Origin of the sequence: Amycolatopsis sp. NPDC059657, assembly GCF_042734395.1 — a bacterium.
Lineage (GTDB): Bacteria > Actinomycetota > Actinomycetes > Mycobacteriales > Pseudonocardiaceae > Amycolatopsis.
Genome location: NZ_JBHWEB010000002.1, coordinates 130,435 through 147,172 on the forward strand (window position 1 = coordinate 130,435; position 16,738 = coordinate 147,172).

17 protein-coding genes are annotated in these 16,738 nt (G+C 67.8%); 7 read left to right on the forward strand and 10 right to left on the reverse strand.

Translation table 11 applies throughout. The annotated features are described in order from the left end of the window. The first annotated feature begins 59 nt into the window (after positions 1 to 59). Positions 60 to 695: a DUF1707 domain-containing protein gene (locus tag ACFV15_RS01840; protein WP_378348220.1), complete on the forward strand. Its 636-nt coding sequence runs from the start codon at positions 60 to 62 to the stop codon at positions 693 to 695. Between the two features lie 46 nt (positions 696 to 741). On the opposite strand, the gene ptsP is transcribed toward ACFV15_RS01840, so the two are convergent. The 6 genes from ptsP to ACFV15_RS01870 all read right to left on the reverse strand — a co-directional run bounded on the left by ptsP (position 742) and on the right by ACFV15_RS01870 (position 6,496). Further along, positions 742 to 2,379 carry a phosphoenolpyruvate--protein phosphotransferase gene (ptsP, locus tag ACFV15_RS01845; protein WP_378348221.1) on the reverse strand — a complete coding sequence of 546 codons (1,638 nt, stop codon included), beginning with the start codon at positions 2,377 to 2,379 and terminating at the stop codon, positions 742 to 744. A 178-nt stretch (positions 2,380 to 2,557) separates the two neighbouring features. Beyond that, positions 2,558 to 3,424, reverse strand: a complete 867-nt coding sequence (locus ACFV15_RS01850) for a ribokinase (protein ID WP_378348222.1) — start codon at positions 3,422 to 3,424, stop codon at positions 2,558 to 2,560. A gap of 290 nt (positions 3,425 to 3,714) precedes the next feature. After that, positions 3,715 to 4,674 (reverse strand): DUF6346 domain-containing protein, encoded by a 960-nt coding sequence (locus ACFV15_RS01855; protein ID WP_378348223.1) that lies wholly within the window; start codon positions 4,672 to 4,674, stop codon positions 3,715 to 3,717. Then, positions 4,671 to 5,657: a WXG100 family type VII secretion target gene (locus ACFV15_RS01860; RefSeq protein WP_378348224.1), complete on the reverse strand. Its 987-nt coding sequence runs from the start codon at positions 5,655 to 5,657 to the stop codon at positions 4,671 to 4,673. The genes ACFV15_RS01855 and ACFV15_RS01860 overlap by 4 nt, the downstream gene beginning before the upstream one ends. After that, on the reverse strand, positions 5,650 to 5,973 hold the full coding sequence (locus tag ACFV15_RS01865; RefSeq protein ID WP_378348225.1) for a hypothetical protein: 324 nt from the start codon (positions 5,971 to 5,973) through the stop codon (positions 5,650 to 5,652). The genes ACFV15_RS01860 and ACFV15_RS01865 overlap by 8 nt, the downstream gene beginning before the upstream one ends. A gap of 19 nt (positions 5,974 to 5,992) precedes the next feature. Then, entirely contained in the window at positions 5,993 to 6,496 is a 504-nt protein-coding gene (locus ACFV15_RS01870; protein ID WP_378348226.1) for a YbaB/EbfC family nucleoid-associated protein, read from the reverse strand. A 143-nt stretch (positions 6,497 to 6,639) separates the two neighbouring features. On the opposite strand from ACFV15_RS01870, the gene ACFV15_RS01875 reads away from it, so the two are divergent. Next, complete coding sequence (locus ACFV15_RS01875; RefSeq protein ID WP_378348227.1) at positions 6,640 to 7,059, forward strand: hypothetical protein; 420 nt, start codon at positions 6,640 to 6,642, stop codon at positions 7,057 to 7,059. Between the two features lie 9 nt (positions 7,060 to 7,068). Continuing rightward, positions 7,069 to 7,806, forward strand: coding sequence for a TetR/AcrR family transcriptional regulator (locus ACFV15_RS01880; protein WP_378348228.1), 738 nt, complete (start codon positions 7,069 to 7,071; stop codon positions 7,804 to 7,806). Positions 7,807 to 8,096: 290 nt separating this feature from the next. On the opposite strand, the gene ACFV15_RS01885 is transcribed toward ACFV15_RS01880, so the two are convergent. The 3 genes from ACFV15_RS01885 to ACFV15_RS01895 all read right to left on the reverse strand — a co-directional run bounded on the left by ACFV15_RS01885 (position 8,097) and on the right by ACFV15_RS01895 (position 13,064). Beyond that, complete coding sequence (locus ACFV15_RS01885; RefSeq protein WP_378348229.1) at positions 8,097 to 8,834, reverse strand: 3-oxoacyl-ACP reductase family protein; 738 nt, start codon at positions 8,832 to 8,834, stop codon at positions 8,097 to 8,099. 84 nt (positions 8,835 to 8,918) lie between these two features. Further along, a complete protein-coding gene (leuS, locus tag ACFV15_RS01890) occupies positions 8,919 to 11,765 on the reverse strand; it encodes a leucine--tRNA ligase (RefSeq protein WP_378348230.1) in 2,847 nt (948 codons plus the stop codon). A 165-nt stretch (positions 11,766 to 11,930) separates the two neighbouring features. Beyond that, complete coding sequence (locus ACFV15_RS01895) at positions 11,931 to 13,064, reverse strand: esterase-like activity of phytase family protein (protein ID WP_378348231.1); 1,134 nt, start codon at positions 13,062 to 13,064, stop codon at positions 11,931 to 11,933. 65 nt (positions 13,065 to 13,129) lie between these two features. Here ACFV15_RS01895 and ACFV15_RS01900 point away from each other — a divergent pair, with 65 nt between their 5' ends. Continuing rightward, positions 13,130 to 13,552 carry an SdpI family protein gene (locus ACFV15_RS01900; protein ID WP_378348232.1) on the forward strand — a complete coding sequence of 141 codons (423 nt, stop codon included), beginning with the start codon at positions 13,130 to 13,132 and terminating at the stop codon, positions 13,550 to 13,552. Here ACFV15_RS01900 and ACFV15_RS01905 read toward each other — a convergent pair. After that, positions 13,549 to 14,130 (reverse strand): YqgE/AlgH family protein, encoded by a 582-nt coding sequence (locus ACFV15_RS01905; RefSeq protein WP_370945821.1) that lies wholly within the window; start codon positions 14,128 to 14,130, stop codon positions 13,549 to 13,551. The two genes, ACFV15_RS01900 and ACFV15_RS01905, sit on opposite strands and share 4 nt — an antisense overlap. A gap of 275 nt (positions 14,131 to 14,405) precedes the next feature. Here ACFV15_RS01905 and ACFV15_RS01910 point away from each other — a divergent pair, with 275 nt between their 5' ends. The 3 genes from ACFV15_RS01910 to ACFV15_RS01920 all read left to right on the forward strand — a co-directional run bounded on the left by ACFV15_RS01910 (position 14,406) and on the right by ACFV15_RS01920 (position 16,731). Continuing rightward, complete coding sequence (locus ACFV15_RS01910) at positions 14,406 to 15,668, forward strand: MFS transporter (RefSeq protein ID WP_378348285.1); 1,263 nt, start codon at positions 14,406 to 14,408, stop codon at positions 15,666 to 15,668. A gap of 86 nt (positions 15,669 to 15,754) precedes the next feature. Further along, positions 15,755 to 16,393 carry a YbaB/EbfC family nucleoid-associated protein gene (locus tag ACFV15_RS01915; protein WP_378348233.1) on the forward strand — a complete coding sequence of 213 codons (639 nt, stop codon included), beginning with the start codon at positions 15,755 to 15,757 and terminating at the stop codon, positions 16,391 to 16,393. Then, the gene (locus ACFV15_RS01920) at positions 16,393 to 16,731 is read left to right on the forward strand and encodes a WXG100 family type VII secretion target (RefSeq protein ID WP_378348234.1); all 339 of its coding nucleotides are present in this window, start codon (positions 16,393 to 16,395) and stop codon (positions 16,729 to 16,731) included. Before ACFV15_RS01915 ends, ACFV15_RS01920 begins: the two co-directional genes overlap by 1 nt. Positions 16,732 to 16,738: the final 7 nt, after the last annotated feature.

Sequence of the window (16,738 nt, forward strand, 5' to 3'; positions counted from 1 at the left end):
GGGCGGCTCAGGGTTTTCCCCCGATTCCGGCCCCGGCTTCCGGGCCTAGCCTTCTCCCTATGGGCGAGGAGACCGAAACCAAGGCACCGAGCGACAGAGACCTGCGGGTCTCCGACGACGAACGAGAGCACGTCGTCGGCGTGCTGCAGAAAGCCATCGGTCGCGGTCTGCTGGACCTCGACGAATTCACCGAGCGCACCGACGTCGCGCTCGCCGCACGTACTCGCGGCGAGCTGAACGCGGTGCTCACCGACCTGCCGGGGCTCATCCACCGTGACGTGCTGCGTCAGACGGTGGCGAACCCGTATGTCACCGGGCCGCAGATGTTCGCGCCAGGCCAGCGCATCGAGCTCAACGCGAAGTACTCGGCGCTGCACCGCACGGGGGCATGGCTGGTGCCGCAAGCGATGCTGGTGCGCAACAAGTACGGCGCGACCAAGCTCGACTTCAGCGCGGCCATCATCGAGTTCCCGGTCGTGCACGTCGAACTGGACATCCGCTGGGGGTCGGCGGAGATCATCATCCCGGACACGGCTTCGGTCGATCTCAACCAGATCACCGAGATCAAGTACGGCGGCATCGAGGACAAGACCAGGCCGAACGGCCTCTCGGGGAACCCGCGTTTCGTGCTTTCCGGCCGTGTCCACGGTGGTTCGCTGAGCGTGCGCAACCCACGCCACGGCCTCTTCGGCTGATTGAGCGGGCTTTATCCAGGGATAAAGCCCGCTCAATCCTGTTTGACTAGAGCGCGGCCTTGACCGCCGCACGCGCGCTGGCCGGGTCGGCCGCCGCCAACGCCGCCTGAGCCGCGGCCTCGCACTGCTTGAAGGTGACCGAAGCCAGGCTCGCGCCGACCGAACGCACCGCGGGCGCGTTCATCGACAAGCTGGTCAGGCCGAGACCGGCGAGCACCAGCGCGAGCTGCGGGTCGGCCGCGGCCTCACCACAGACACCGGCGGGCTTCCCGGTGACCTTCGCCGCGCGGCCGATCAGGCCGATGAGCCGCAGCAACGCGGGCTGCCACGGGTCGTTGAGCTTCGCGACCGCACCCAGCTGCCGATCGGCGGCGAAGGTGTACTGCGCGAGGTCGTTGGTGCCGATCGAGACGAAGTCGACGACGCCGAGAATCTCCTGCGCGACCAGTGCGGCGGCCGGGATCTCGATCATCACACCGGCGCGCGGGATGCCCGCGGCGCGCACGCGGTCGGCGAACCAGGCCGCTTCCTCCGCGGTGGCGACCATCGGCGCCATCACAGAGACCTCAGCGCCGGAGTCTTCCGCCGCACCCGCGATGGCCTCGAGCTGACGGTCCAGCACATCGGGCCGGTCGAAGGCGATCCGCAGGCCGCGGACACCGAGCGCCGGGTTCGGCTCGGCGTCGGGGGAGAGGAACTGCAGCGGCTTGTCGGCGCCCGCGTCCAGCGTGCGGACGATGACCGGCTTGCCGCGGAACGGCTTCAGCACGGCCGTGTAGGAGGCCAGCTGCTCGGACACGGTCGGCTCGGCAGGTGCGTCGAGGTAGCAGAATTCGGTGCGGAACAGGCCGACACCCTCGGCGCCCGCGTCCGCGGCGGCCTTGGCGTCGGTGGCCGAACCGACGTTGCCGAGCACCTTCACGCGGTGGCCGTCCGAGGTGTTCCCGGTGCCGTTCCATTCGATGGAGGTGCGAGCCTCGGCGGTGACCACGGGCGCGTCGGCCGCGACCGCGTTGACCTGGCCGGTGTCGCCGTCGACGGCGAGCGCCGGTGCGTCGAGCGCGAGCAGTCCGCGCACCGCGACCACGGCCGGGATGCCGAGCGCGCGGGCAAGGATCGCGGTGTGACTGGTCGGGCCGCCCTCTTCGGTGACCAGCGCGAGCACCTTGGCCGGGTTGAGCCCGGCGGTGTCGGCGGGCGCGAGGTCACGCGCGACGAGGACGCTCGGGGTGTTCAGCTCGGGCACGCCGGGCGGCTCGACGCCGAGCAGCTCGGCGACGATGCGATCGCGCACGTCGCGGATGTCGCGGACGCGCTCGGCCATGTAGCCACCTGCGGCGGCCAGCGCCTGCGCGAAGCCCTCGGCGGACTGGAAGACCGCGCGGGCGGCAGGCAGGTGCTCCGCCTTGACCAGCTGCTCGGCCTGGCTGACCAGCGCGGGGTCCGCGGCCATGGCCGCGGTGGTGATCAGGATCGTGGCGGCCTCACCGGCCGCGGTCTCGGCAAGCTTCTCGAGGCGGGCGGCGACGACCTGCGCGGCAGGTTCGATGCGGGCGGCCTCGGCGACGGGATCGACCGGCGCGGGCGCAGGAGAAGGCTCGCCGAGCGGCTCGGCGACACGGACGACCGGACCGCTCGCACGGCCAGGACTGACGGCGACCCCGGTGAGGAACTCAGACGGCATGGTCTAGACCATATCTCAAGACACCTTCGAGGTCGCGAGGTGCGGGACACACTCCACCAGCCCGTAACCCTGGGTTTTCCGCCACGGAGCACTCCTCTCACCACGTCACGCGTCCAGTGGAACACGGGACGCGACCATCCGCCGCCCAGCTGAGAAAACCGTGATTCACCGATTCGGCCTAGATCTCGTCAGCGGTCGGATAGGAAGGTTGCGCACCGCGACGGGTCACCGAGATCGCCGCGACCTTCACCGCGTGCTCTGCCGCCTCGACCAGGCTCTTGCCCGCGGTCACCGCCGCGGCGAGCGCGCCTGCGAACGCGTCACCGGCCCCGGTCGTGTCGACGGCCTCCACCTTCGGTGACGCGACCTCGACGGCCCCGTCACCGGTCACCACCACCGCACCCCGCGCGCCGAGCGTGACCACAGCGGCCTTGGGGCCCAGCTCGAGCAGCTGCTTCGGGTCGTCGAGCTCGCCACCGAGCAGCCAGGCGGCCTCGTGTTCATTGACCAGCAGCACGTCGAGCGCGGCCAGCGTCGCGTCACTGACCTTCGCCGCCGGAGACAGGTTGAACAGCACTTTCACGCCCGCCTCCGCCGCGGCGGCGACCGCGCGTTCCACGGTCGGCAGCGGAATCTCCAGCGACAGCACCACGGTCTTCACCCCGTCGAAGATCCCTTCGACGTCCGCGGGCTCGATACTCCCGTTCGCGCCGGGCGAGACGAGAATCGAGTTCTCGCCGTCAGGGGTGACAGTGATGTAGGCGATCCCGGTCGGCCGCGAACTGGTTCGGACCAAGCCGGTATCCACCCCGGAGCCGCGCAGCGAGCCGAGCAGGACGGAGCCATACGGGTCGTCGCCCACCGCGCCGACCAACGCCACGTCGGCGCCGAGCCTGGCGGCGGCCACCGCGGTGTTGGCCCCCTTCCCGCCAGGCAGGATTTCGGTGTCCCCGCCCAGCACGGTTTCCCCACCGCCAGGACGCCGATCCGCGGAAACCACCAGGTCAGCGTTCGCCGAGCCGATCACGAGCAACTCATGGGTCATACCCAGAATTTATCTTGTACGCATATGTGAAGACTTTTGTAACTTATTCGGCCCCTGATGCGACAATCAGGCGTGCGCTTGCCATGCGTCACTCGATCGGGGGATATGCATCCCCCAGGCGTCACTTCGAGAGAGGCAAGCGCTCTTCTCTGGCGTTGCCACGCTCGCGTGGCAGCGTTGCCCCATCCGGCACCCGCCGGGGCAGGGCATCGTGTCGCCGGTGTCGGTCACGTAGCCCCCCGAGTGATCGGCACCGGCGGCGCCCGCCAATGTGGTGGGCGCCGCCGGGCTCAGACCTCGGCCTTGATCTCTTCGAACTTCCCCGGCTGAACCCCGCGCAGGATTTCGCGCAGCTCCTCCGCCGGACGCTCCTTGAAGGCCTCCGGCAGCCGATAAGCCCCACGTGCGATCGGCAGCGTGGCATTACCCAGCAGAGCGCCGGACTCCCACAGCCCGCTCATCTCCACGTCACGGCGACGGAATTCCTTGCTCGGGAAAACATCGACGACGCGGATGACCTCACCGGCCGCATCGGTCACCGTGGTCAGCCTGACCTTGGCGATCTCCGTCCAGTCGACCTCGAACTTCGCCCGGCTGGAGCGGTACCACTCGATGCCGGACGACGAAACTCGCAACCACGCCTGACGCCTGGCCATCGGATCGGCCCTCGGGTAGATCTTCGAGGACCGTTCGGCGAACCCATCGACGATCGAGGGCTGCGAGGGCAGCCGGACCTCGGACTTGTATTTCCGCACGACGACCCGCGGTGCCTTCGGGTGCTTACGCCGCCAAAGCCAGTACCCACCGCCGATCAGCAGTACCTCCGCGCCAGCCACGGACCATTCGACAGGCCCTTCATAGGGCCGTTCGGCATGCCGCCAATAGCGCTTGCCGTACTTGTAGAAGGTGACCGGCTTGCCGATATCCGCCGGAGTCAGCTCATCGAGACCGAACACCACCGTTTTGACGTCGCGGTTGTACAGCCCGCCCTGCCAATGGGCCTCCGCGGTGCAGGCCCAGAAGAAGCCGATCCCGGCCTCGGTCAGTGGGCCCTTCTCGACACACGATTTCGCATAGGCCACGCCGAGGGGTGGCTTATCGGGCTTTTCCTCGCTGTGGAATGACGCCGCGTGTCCCGCAGCGGTCCAGCAGATGGCCACTGCGACTATGCCGATCAGCACGGCTCGGATCACCGTCGAACGCTTGAGCTGGCCCGCGGCGGGCATGCCCTCGTTGCCACCGATGGTCATATCGACCCCGAAATACGCTTGGGGCCGTGCTGATCGAACAGCGGATCCGTACCGTCGACCTTGGTCTTGTCGCGGTCCTGCTGCCGCTTCTCATGCGACTCACGGCCGACCGGCTCTTTGCCGAAGGCGATCTTGCCCAGCTGCTTCCCGACCTCCTTGCCGACCTCCATCCCGATGTTCTTCGGCATATCGGAGAGGACATCCCGGAAGACGTGCCCCAGCGGGAGGTTCTTGAGAAAACGGGGCAGGTTCCCCACCATGTCAGCCAGCTTCTGCCCAGCCCTGGCCAGCACTCGTTGTGCCTTCGCGGCCTCACCGGCGATTTTTGTTCCCTCACCGACCAAGAACGGTATGCCTTCGGCGCTCAGCCCGACCGGATAAGCGGGCGGCGGGTACTTGGCGAGGATCATCACCAGCTTGGCCAGCGCGTCCGAGATCATGTCGCGAATGAGCGTGCGGACCACGTTGAGGATGGTCTTGCAGATCTCGACAATGTCGCCGACCTGCTTGGCATGGTCAGAGAGGTCCCTGCACGTGTTCGCCTGTTTCTGAGCGAACTCGCGGTAGCGGTCGGCGGCCGGGCCGCGCCAGTGCGCGCAGTTCTTGTTGACCGCCGAGGCCAGCTCTTCACCCGTCACCTGGATGTGGTCGCTGATCTGCTTCCACTTCTGGATCTCGAGATCGAGCGCGTCCTGGTCCCCGGTGACCCAGTTCAGCGGCTCCTTCAGGAAGTCGACGTGTTCGATCAGCCACCCGAATCCCATGCTGAGCAGCGACTCGAACGGGTCCTTGATGAAATCCTTGATGTCGAGAGCACCTGCCGCCAGATCCAGCAGTCCCTCGGTCCGGTCACCCTGCGCCATCTTTTCGCCGCCACCGGCGAAGTCCTGCAGGATTCCCGCGCCTTCGAGCGCGTTGCCGATCGGCTTCTTCTCGGCGTCGGTCTCACCCTTCGCCTTGGTGATCAGCTCGTTTTCAGCCATGGGTTGTCCCTGACTGCTTCAGCAGATCGCTCGCGGTCTGCTCGTCCACTCGGCGGGCCTTCGCCCAGGTATGTACGGCGTCGACATGGTGTTCGCCGGACTTCACAGCCGTCTCGAGCGTTTCGCGGGTGCGGTCCGCGGTGCTGTTGCACCACAGGTAGAGCCCGCATGCCACGCCGACGGCTCCGAACGACATCGCGTCGACGCGGTTGTTGTCCGCATCGATGGCCGTCTTCAGCCGCGTGAGGATGTCTTCCACTTGTTTCGCGTGAGCGTCGATCTCTTCGGGATCGACGTCGAATCCACCATCTGGCATTTGTTCCCCCTCCCCAGGGTCAGCGCAGGAAGCCGCCGTCGAAGTAGTCGTCGTCATGGGCCGCTGGCGCCGGGCGGGCCGGGCGCGGGGGCGGTGGCTTCGGGGTGGTGACTTCGGCTTCGGGAACGAAGCGGGACTCCTCGGCCGCGCGCTCGTCGAAACCGCCTTCGACATAGCCCTCCTGCGCCGGCTCGGGGTACTCGTCGTGCAGATAGCCGACGAGTTCCTTCCTGGTCTCCGGTCCTGCCGACGGCACGCCGGCGCTGACTGCTTCCGCGAGCTTGCTCTGGGCGAGCTGGACCGTGCGCATGATGTCCTGCGCGAGGGTCGGCTTCTCGCGGGCGCTCGTGCTGATTTCGAGGTTCGTCAGATTGCCCGCGTGGTTCACGGTGACCGTGAGGCCGTCCCTGGTGCGCTCGGTGACCGAGACACCGTCCATCTCGGACCGGAGCCGGTCGGCCTTCTCCTGCGCGGCCTTGAGTTTCGCGTCGTAGTCGGTGAAGAGCTGCTCAGGGCTCGTCACACGAACCTCCCCTGTTCGTGGTCAAACGATGACTGAGAGTGTGACAGACCTGTTGATCATTGTCCGGGAGTTGGGGTTTTCCCCACCCCCGTTGTGCGGGAAACCGCATTACCTCGCAGGTCAAGGACTTCTAGCGTGGCTTTATGACCACAGCAGACTGGAAGCGGGCCGCCTACGGGCTCCTCGCGTTGCCCGCTTTCCCGGGCGGCGCGCGGGCTCAGCGGTGGCTCGCGCGGAAGCTGCTCGGTGTGGAGCCGGGCATGGGAAAGCCTCGGTACTTCGCCGCGCTGGTGCCGAGTCTCGTGGCTTTCTTCTTGGCGGTATTGATCTGGTACCTCGTCGGGAGGATCGCCACCTACGGGATCTTTTGGGACCAGTCGACCGGGGACGTCTCGTGGGGAGGGCCGTCGCTGCTCGGGGCCTGGGTGGTGCACTTCTTCGCCGCGCTGGGGATGACGGTGGTGTGTTCGGCGGTGCTGCGGCCGCTGACCAGGTTGCAGAACCGGCTACTTAGCCCGGTCGTGCCCGGCGCGCCAAGGGAGATCATCATGCCGAACTCATAGAATGCCCTGATGAGCAACCCGACCCGGCGGGGACGTGTGCGCGCGGCGACCGATCAAGACATCCGGCGTACCGCACGCGCACTGCTCGTCGAGCACGGACCTGAGGCCGTCACGCTGCGGGCGATCGCGAGGGAGCTGGGAATCACCGCGCCCGCGCTTTACCGGTACTACGGCTCGCGCGACGACCTGGTCGAGCACCTGCGGCTGGACGTGTGCGCGGACCTGGCGACCGAGCTCGCCGAGGACATCTCGTCGGTGCCGGAGGACGGTGCTGCGCAGCTCTTCGCGATCTGCAAGGGATTCCGGCGGTGGGCGCTCACGCACACGAAGGAGTTCACGCTCGTCTTCGCCTCGCCGACCGGGAATGTCGGCTCGGCACCCGGCAGCGCGCTGAGCCGGGTGGACGAGCCGTTCGGGCGGATCTTCCTGGCGACCGCCGGGCGGGTGCTGGCGACCCAGAACCTGGAGACACCGCCGAGTGAGCTGGTGCCGCCGGAGATCAGGGACGACCTGGCCGGGTTCCAGGCCGACCTGCTCGCGGTGCTGCGGGACTCCGGCTTGGCGTTCCCCGCCGAGAAGCTGGACCTGGGCACGACGTACCTGATGATCCAGTTCTGGGCGCGCCTGTACGGCCATGTGACGCTAGAGGTGTTCGGGAACTACCCGATCCCGGTCGCCAAGCCGGATGTCCTGTTCGATGCGATGCTGGCCGATCTCGCCCGAGAGATCGGCCTCGCTGTTCCCTAGGGCTCGGAGTAGAGCCCGCTATCCCGAACTGACAGGGGAGAAGCCCTGGGCAAGGTCGCGTTCGCTGCGCCTGGCGCTCCCGGCGTACCGGAATGGACGACACGTGTACGTGAATGGACGACATGCGTACCCAGCTGGACGACGCGCCCGGCGCGTCCATCCGATCCCGGGTGTGTCGTCCGCCCAGGTACGAGTGTCGTCCATCTGTGTACGCGTGTCGTCCGGCCAGGTACGCGCGATGTTCCGCCGGGTACCAGAATTCGCCAACGGCCCGGCTTTCGCGAGAGCGCTTAGGCCGCGTGGCCGCCGTCTACAGACAAAGTCGCCCCCGTGACGTAGGCGCTTTCCGCGCTTGCCAAGAAGGACACCGTGGCCGCGACCTCGGCAGGCTCGCCGTAGCGGCCGAGTGCCGTCATGCTGCCCTGGTCAGCGGCGTACGGGCCGTCGGCCGGGTTCATGTCGGTGTCGGTAGGGCCGGGGTGCACCAGGTTGACCGTGATGCGGCGCCCGCCGAGTTCCCTGGCGAGTGCCTTGGTCAGGCCGATCGCCGCGGCCTTGCTGGTCGCGTACAAAGCCATGCCCGGGCCTGGCACACGGTCCGAGACGCAGCTGCCGATCGTGATGACCCTGCCGCCGTCACGCAGTTCCCTCGCCGCCGCCTGGGTCGCCACGAACACGCCACGCACGTTGACGGCCAGCACCCGGTCGACATCGTCGAGCGCGGTTTCGTCGAAGGCACCGACAAAGCCGACGCCCGCGTTGTTGACGAGAATGTCCAGACCGCCGTACTCGGCGACGACCGCGTCCACCGCGGCGGTGACCGCCACGGCATCGGCGCTGTCGGCCTGGATCGCGAGCGCGCGGCGACCGAGTTGCTTGATGCGATCGACGATGCCCGCGGCCAGTTCGGCGTTGTGCTGATAGGTGAAAGCCACGTCAGCGCCGTCCTCGGCGAGACGTAACGCGACGGCCGCCCCGATGCCGCGGCTACCGCCGGTCACCAATGCAACTTTGCCGTCGAGTGCCATGAGAGTTCTCCGTTCGATGGAGCGGTTTTCCTTACCGCTCCATCGAATCGTGGCGAGAGCCCTGGTGCTGGCGGCTTTCGGCCGTCACAGCACGATGTTGACCAACCGGCCCGGCACGACGATCACCTTGCGCGGCGCGCCACCGTCCAGCAGCGCGGCGATCTTCTCCTCGGCGAGCGCGGCCGCCTGGACGGCGTCCTTGCCCGCGTCGGCCGGCACGACTACGCGCGAGCGCACCTTGCCGTTGACCTGGATCGGGTATTCGACCGTGTCCTCGACCAGATACTTCTCGTCCACCACCGGGAACGGACCCTGCACCAGCGAATCCGCGTGGCCCAGGCGCTGCCACAGCTCTTCCGAGATGTGCGGAGCCAGCGGCGCCAGCATCAGCACCAGCGGCTCGGCCAGTTCACGCGGGACCGCGTCAGCGGAACCATAGGTCTTGGTCAGGTGGTTGTTCAGCTCGATCAACTTCGCGCCCGCCGTGTTGAACCGCAGCTCCGCGTAGTCCTCGCGGACGCCCGCGATGGTCTTGTGCAGAATCTTGCGGTCCGCTTCGGACGCGTCCACAGTGGACACCCGCAGCTCGCCGGTGTTCTCGTCGACGACCAGTCGCCACAGCCGCTGCAGGAATCGTTGCGAGCCAACGACATCCTTGGTCGCCCACGGCCGCGACACATCCAGCGGGCCCATCGACATCTCGTAGAAGCGGAAGGTGTCGGCGCCGTACGACTCGCACATCTCGTCAGGGGTGACGACGTTGCGCTCGGTCTTGCCCATCTTCCCGTACTGCTGGAAGACCTCTTCGCCCTCGTAGAAGAACTTGCCGTCCTTCTCGACGACCTCTTCGGCGGGCACGAACACGTCGCGCGCGTCCTTGTACGCGTAGGCCTGGACGTAGCCCTGGTTGAACAGCCTGCGGTACGGCTCCTTCGCCGACAGGTGCCCCAGGTCGAACAGCACCTTCTGCCAGAAGCGCGAGTACAGCAGGTGCAGCACCGCGTGCTCGACGCCGCCGACGTACAGGTCGGTGCCCCCGGGGTCGTCGACGCCGTGCTCGGCGGGCCGAGGACCGGACCAGTACTCCTCGTTCTCCGGCGCCACGAACACCTCGGTGTTCGTCGGGTCGATGTAGCGCAGCTGGTACCAGCACGAACCCGCCCAGTTGGGCATGGTGTTGGTGTCGCGGCGGTACGTCTTCGGCCCGTCGCCCAGGTCCAGCTCGACCTCGACCCACTCGGTCGCGCGCGCCAGCGGCGGCGACGGCTCGGAGTCGGCGTTGTCCGGCTCGAAGGTGATGGGGGTGTAGTCGTCGATCTCGGGCAGCACCACCGGCAGCATGCTGTCCGGCAGTGCGTGGACCTGGCCGTCCTCGTCGTAGACGACCGGGAACGGCTCGCCCCAGTAGCGCTGGCGGGAGAACAGCCAGTCGCGCAGCTTGTACTGGATGGTGCCGCGGCCGCTGCCGTGCTCCTCCAGCCAGCCGATGATGGTCTTCTTGGCCTCGTCGATGGCCATGCCGTCCAGGAAGCCCGAATTGATCGCGGGTCCGTCGCCGGTGAACGCCTTGCCGTCGAAACCTTCCGTCGGCTGGACCGTGCGGATGATCTCCAGGCCGAACTTCTCGGCGAACTCCCAGTCGCGGCCGTCCTGGCCAGGCACGGCCATGATCGCGCCGGTGCCGTAGCCCATCAGCACGTAGTCGGCGACGAAGACCGGGATCTCCTTGCCGTTGACCGGGTTCACCGCGTAGGAGCCGGTGAAGACGCCGGTCTTCTCCTTGTTCTCCTGGCGGTCCAGCTCGGACTTGCGCGACGCCGCCTGCCGGTACGCGGCAATGGCCTCGGCCGGGTTCGCGGCGTCACCGGTCCACCGCGCGTCGACACCCTCGGGCCACGTCGCCGCGGTCAGGGTGTCGACCAGCGGGTTCTCCGGGGCCAGCACCATGTAGGTGGCGCCGAACAGCGTGTCGGGACGGGTCGTGAAGACCTCGATCTCCGACTCGCCAGACTTGAAGCTCACCCGCGCGCCGTGCGAGCGGCCGATCCAGTTCCGCTGCATGGCCTTGACCTTCTCGGGCCAGTCCAGCAGGTCCAGGTCGTCGACCAGCCTGTCCGCGTACGCGGTGATCCGCATCTTCCACTGGCGCAGGTTGCGCCGGAAGACCGGGAAGTTGCCGCGCTCGCTGCGGCCGTCGGCGGTGACCTCTTCGTTCGACAGCACCGTGCCCAGACCGGGGCACCAGTTCACCGGCGCCGAGGAGATGTAGACCAGGCGGTGGGAGTCGATGATCTCGCGCTGCTCGGCGCGGGTCAGCTCACACCAGTTACGGCCGTCCGGCGTACGGCGCTTGTCCTGCGCGTACTCGGTCTCCAGCTCGATGATCGGGCGGGCCTTGGCCAGCTTCTCGTCGTAGTAGGAGTTGAAGATCTGCAGGAAGATCCACTGCGTCCAGCGGTAGTACTCGGGGTCCGAGGTACGGATGCGGCGGCGGTCGTCGTGACCCAGTCCCAGGCGGCGCAGCTGGCGCAGGTAGTTCTGGACGTTGTCCTCGGTGGTCTTCGCCGGGTGCTGCCCGGTGCGCAGCGCGTACTGCTCCGCGGGCAGGCCGAACGCGTCGAAGCCCATCGTGTGCAGCACGTTGCGCCCGATCATCCGGTGGTACCGGGCGTAGACGTCGGTGCTGATGAAGCCCAGCGGGTGCCCGACGTGCAGGCCGGCGCCGGACGGGTACGGGAACATGTCCTGCACGAACAGCTTGTCCGAGGGGACCAGCGCGTCCTCTTCGGCGAGCGGCCCGACCGGGTTCGGCGCGTGGTACGTGCCGTGGTCGGCCCAGTAGTCCTGCCAGCGCTGCTCGATGCGCCCCGCCAGCTCCGCCGTATAGCGGTGCTCGGGGGCTGCGCTCGTCTCGCCGGTGGCCTCAGTCATCGCCCTATTCCTCCGTGTCGAACTCCAGAAACAACTCGACCCCCCAGCCCAGAGGGCGTGAGGGGTCGCCGCGCTGATCCGTGTGGCGGACTCAGCGCGGCAGGCTAAGGAGCAGCCGAGCCGTATTCATGGGTTTCATGGTAACTGCCTGGTCCAAGCCCTTTGTCAGCGGACCGCGAGCGCGAAGATCTGGGTCACCTGGGTGGCCGAGAAATTGTTGTCGCTGACCAGCACGAGTGTGCGCTCACCGGTAGGCAGGCGCGGGCCCCAGGTGATCCCCTCGACGTTGTCCACAGTAGACAAGCCGACGTCGGCGAGATCGGCGATCAAGCGCTTCTTCACGGGTTTCACCGACTTGGCGTCGGCCAGCGAGGCCACGTTCACCACATTGGTGGCACCCTTGGTGTCGAACTCGAAGATCCGGATCTTGTTGCCGACCCCGGTGACGAACGAGCGCTCGAGCGCCAGGAACTTCGTCGGGTCGAACGGGTCGGCCGCCAGCAACGACGAGATACCCGTGGTCGCGAAGCCACCGGCCGGGTTCGGCGAGGCGAAGACCTTCTCCTCGGGGTACGCGTACTGGGCGAGCACCGGGCCGAACCGGCTCTGCACGGTGATGCGGTCCAACGCGCCGTGCTCGGTGTTCGCGTCGGGGCCGTCCTGCAGCAGCGGGCCCTCGTTCGACGAGACCACGAGCGAGCCGCAGGCCGCGAAGGTCAGGCCTTCGAGCACCAGGTTCTGCCGGGGACCGGCGGCGGCCGTCATCTTCTCGCTCGGAAGGATCGGCAGGTCACGGACATATTCGCCGTCTCGGCGCGCCTCGCGGATGGACGGGTCGATCAACGTGGTCGCGGTCCGCTCACCCTCCTGTGACCAGAAGTAGTGCCCGGTCCACGGGTCGACCCGCAGCTCCTCGGGGTCGATGGTCTGCTCGTTCTGCGGCAGCTTCGGGTCGTTCTGGGCCAGCGGCGGGTACGTCTTGCCGTCGGGCCGCAGGAGCGGGTGGGTGCCGGTAAAGGTGACCGGCGACACACCATGCGCGTCGACCTTGAACTTCGCCGAGTAGAAGCGCGCGGGGTTGATGGCGGATCGGTCGTCGGCGATGAACACGTACTCGCCGGTGCGCTCGTCGAAGTCGATGCTGGACAGGCCACCCACGGTGGTGCCTTGGAACTGCAGTGCGTTCGGCACGATCTGTTCGCCGAGCAGGCGAACTTTGCCGACGGCTTCGGCGGGAACACTCGAAAGGCTGAGGGCGATTGACCCGATCAGCGCAGCGGTGAATACACGACGTGACATGGTCTGTAGCACAGTCGGTCAGGGTATCCAGCAGGTTGCCAAGACGTCACGCTTATCCTCGAAGAGTGTTCGTACTCGCGCTGGTCCCGATACTGCTGGGTCTCCTCGTCGCCTGGGGAGGTTTCCTCGGCTGGCGGGAGAAGCTGCCCCGCGACCGCGGCGCCGGGTTGCGCACCGCGGCGACCATGGCGAGCGACGAGGCCTTCCGCCTCGGCAACAAGGTCGCCGGGCTCCCGACACTGGCAGGCGGCCTGGTCGCCGTGCTCGCCGGCGTCGGCGGCCTGCTCTCGCCGACCACGGGCGGCACCGTGCTCGCAGTGGTCATCGGCCTGGCCGGGCTGGTCGCGCTGCTCATCGGCGGCGCCGCGCTCGGCACCAAGGCCGCATCGACCGTCCCCGCGCCCGAGCCGGCCACACCGGCAGGCTGCAGCGGCTGCGCGTGCGGTGCGGGTGGCTGTGGCGTCCTTCAGAAGACCGCCGAGGCCTAGTTCCGCTGCAGGTCACCCGGGTGGGTGGCCAGCAAGGCGGTCGGGATGCCCTGCCGTCTCAGCACCTGACCCCACAGATCCTTGTGCGGTGAGGCGAGGACGTCGCTGGGCAACGCGGGCACGATGACCCAGTCGTCGCGATCGATCTCGCCGGCGAGCTGCCCGGAGTCCCACCCGGCGTACCCGGCGAAAACCCGGACCCCGCGCACCTTGGGCAGCAGCTCCTCGGGATCGGTGTCGAGATCCACCAGCGCGACCGGCCCACGGACGGCGATCACCCCAGGCACGGTCGCGGCCGTCTCACCGGTACGCAGCGCTGCCAGGCACAACGCGGTCTTCTTCTCGACCGGTCCGCCCACGAACACGGACTGCGGCTCGGCCACATGCCTGCCCCAATTGGGCAGCACATCGTCGACCGGCACGTCACTCGGCCGGTTGAGCACCACACCGAGGGTGCCCTCGTCGCGGTGATCGATGACGAACACGACCGTCCGCCGGAAGTTGGGGTCGAACATCGTGGGGGCGGCGACCAGGAGTGTTCCCGGTTCAACCTCGGCGTCCGCTGGCACGCCGCCCATGATCCCACCGTCGGCAACAGAAAGTCTTCGGCCTAGGGAACAACAGACCCAGATGCCTCGTTAGACACACTGGTCGGTGCACTCCGTGTCCCCCGGGCTCACTGAAGAACCGCCTTTGTGGAATACCAGTCCGGCTGGAGCCACACTGCGCATAGCCGCCGTGAGGCGACCGAGTGCATCGACCACTTCTCGGCTTTCGTCCGACCTCTACCCTCTTGGGTGTGACGACGAGCGCGCGAGCGGCTACTCCGGACCGGATAGGCCCGAAGGCGCTGATGCGCGACCCCGAGTTCCGGCGGCTGCTCTACACGCGGTTCGCCGTGCAGTGGGCTGTGGGGATGTATCGGGCCGGGCTCGCCGGGGCCGTCCTGTTCAATCCGGAACGGGAGACCGATCCGCTGGCCATCGCGGGTGGGTTCGCCGCGCTGCTGTTGCCCTATTCGCTGGTGGGACCGTTCGCCGGGGCGTTGCTGGATCGGTGGGACCGGCGGCGGGTGCTGATGTTCGCGAACCTGTTGCACGCGGTCGCGATCGTGGTGTCGGCCGCTTCGGTCGGGTTCGGGGCTTCTTCGGTGGCGTTATTCGCCTTGGCTCTCTGTGCCGAGGGGATCTCGCGGTTCATCGGGTCGGGGCTTTCCGCTTCGCTGCCGCATGTCGTGCCGGACGGCGCGATCGTGAGCGCGAACGCTTTCGCCACCACACTCGGTTCGGTGGTCGCGGTGCTCGGCGGTGGTTGTGCGATCGGGTTGCGTGCGCTGTTCGGGTCCGATGACGCCGGATCGGCCATCACCACGGCGTTCGCGGCGCTCGGTGTGCTGCTCGCCGCCGCCATCGCCACCCGGTTCGCCCGCGGTGTGCTCGGTCCGTCCATTGTGGATGAACCGGCCAGTGCCGTGCTGGCGGTCGCCAGGGGATTGGCCGATGGGGCGCGGGCTGCGGTGCGGGCGCCGAGTGTGACCGCCGGGTTCATCGCGTTGTTCGCGCATCGGGCTTCGTTCGGTGCGTCGCTGCTGGTGACGGTGCTGCTCATGCGGAACTCGTTCACCGATCACGGCATTTTCCGTGCGGGCTTGCCAGGGCTGGGGCAGATGGCCGCGCTGGCCGGAGCCGGGATCTTGATCGCCGGGCTGCTCACCGCACGGTTCATCGCCAAGTTCGGCAGGCGCAAGGTGGTGGTCGGCGCGCTGATCCTCGCCGCGCTGGCGCAGGCTGGGCTCGGGCTGCCGATGGAGTTGCCGACGGTGCTGCTCGCGTCGTTCGTGATCACCGGGGCCGGGCAGATGCTCAAGCTGGGTGTCGATTCGTCGATCCAGTCCGACGTCGGCGACGAGTCACGCGGGCGCGTGTTCGCGTTGTACGACACGCTCTTCAACATCACCCAGGTGGCGGCTGTGTCCGTCGCCGCTTTGGTCGTACCGGCGGATGGTCACTCGGCCGGGCTTTTGCTGGCTGCGACGGCGTTTTACCTGCTGGGAGCGATGGGGTACCTGATAGCCGTGCGGCGCACCCCATTCGCAAGTGCAAGCGATCCCGTCTGATCGACGGAACGGTGAGTGAGGTAAAGCTGCTGCCATTAGGGTGAAGCACACCTCATTCAGCAGAGCGATGACTTCGGGGAGTTCGCGTGACGACGCCTGGCGATGACCGTGCGCGGTTGGAAGCACGGAACGCCGCCATGAAGGACACGGTCGACTCGCTGCTCGAACAGTTCACCAAGCAGACCGAACAGCTCCGCGAGGCGCAGACCACGGCGTCGCAGCTGTCGGCTCAGGTGACCTCGCCAGACGGCCTTGTCAAAGCCACCATCGACTCCAGTGGCTCGCTCGCACAGCTCAGCTTCGCGCCACAGACCTTCGAGCGCACCAACCCCGTGCAGCTGGCGAACACCGTGCTCACCCTGGTCCGCCAGGGCAGCCTGCAGGTGAAGCAGCAGGTCGCGGACCTGATGGCGCCGATCACCGGCGACCTGCCCGACCTCGCCGACATGATCGAAGGCGCACCGTCGCTCGAAGGCCTGTTGCCGCCGATGCCGACGTTCCTCGAGCAGGACGTGCCACCGCCTGCGCCCCCGCGTCCCGAGTCGCTCGAGGATCCCGACGCCGGTTCGATCCTGCGCGGCGCCAGTGAGACAACGCCGCCGCCGGCCCCACCGCGCCCGGCGCCGATGCCCGCGCCCAAACCGGCACCGCAGCGCCGATCCCGGCCGCAGCCCGCCGAAGAGGACGAAGAGCCGCCATCGAGCTGGCTTCGGGGCGGTAACTGATGCCGAACGGTGGGGGTACCGGCGGCTCAGGAGGATTCACCGCCGAACCGGACGCGGTGATGGTCGCCGCCAAAGGCTTTCTCAACGCCGCCGACCAGCTCGAAGAGGCGACCAAGGCGTTGCAGAGCGCGCTCGCCGCGCAGGGCGAATGCTGGGGAGACGACGACTCCGGCAAGGAGTTCGCCAAGGATTACGTGCCTGGCGCGGAAGGCGGCGTGGAGGGCTTCGGCTCGCTCGTCGAAGGCCTGCGCGGCATGCACCAGAATGTCGACACGGCCATGCGGAGCATCACCGGCGCCGAGGACATCGCCCACACCGCCTTCAAAAAGGGGCGATAGCGCGTGG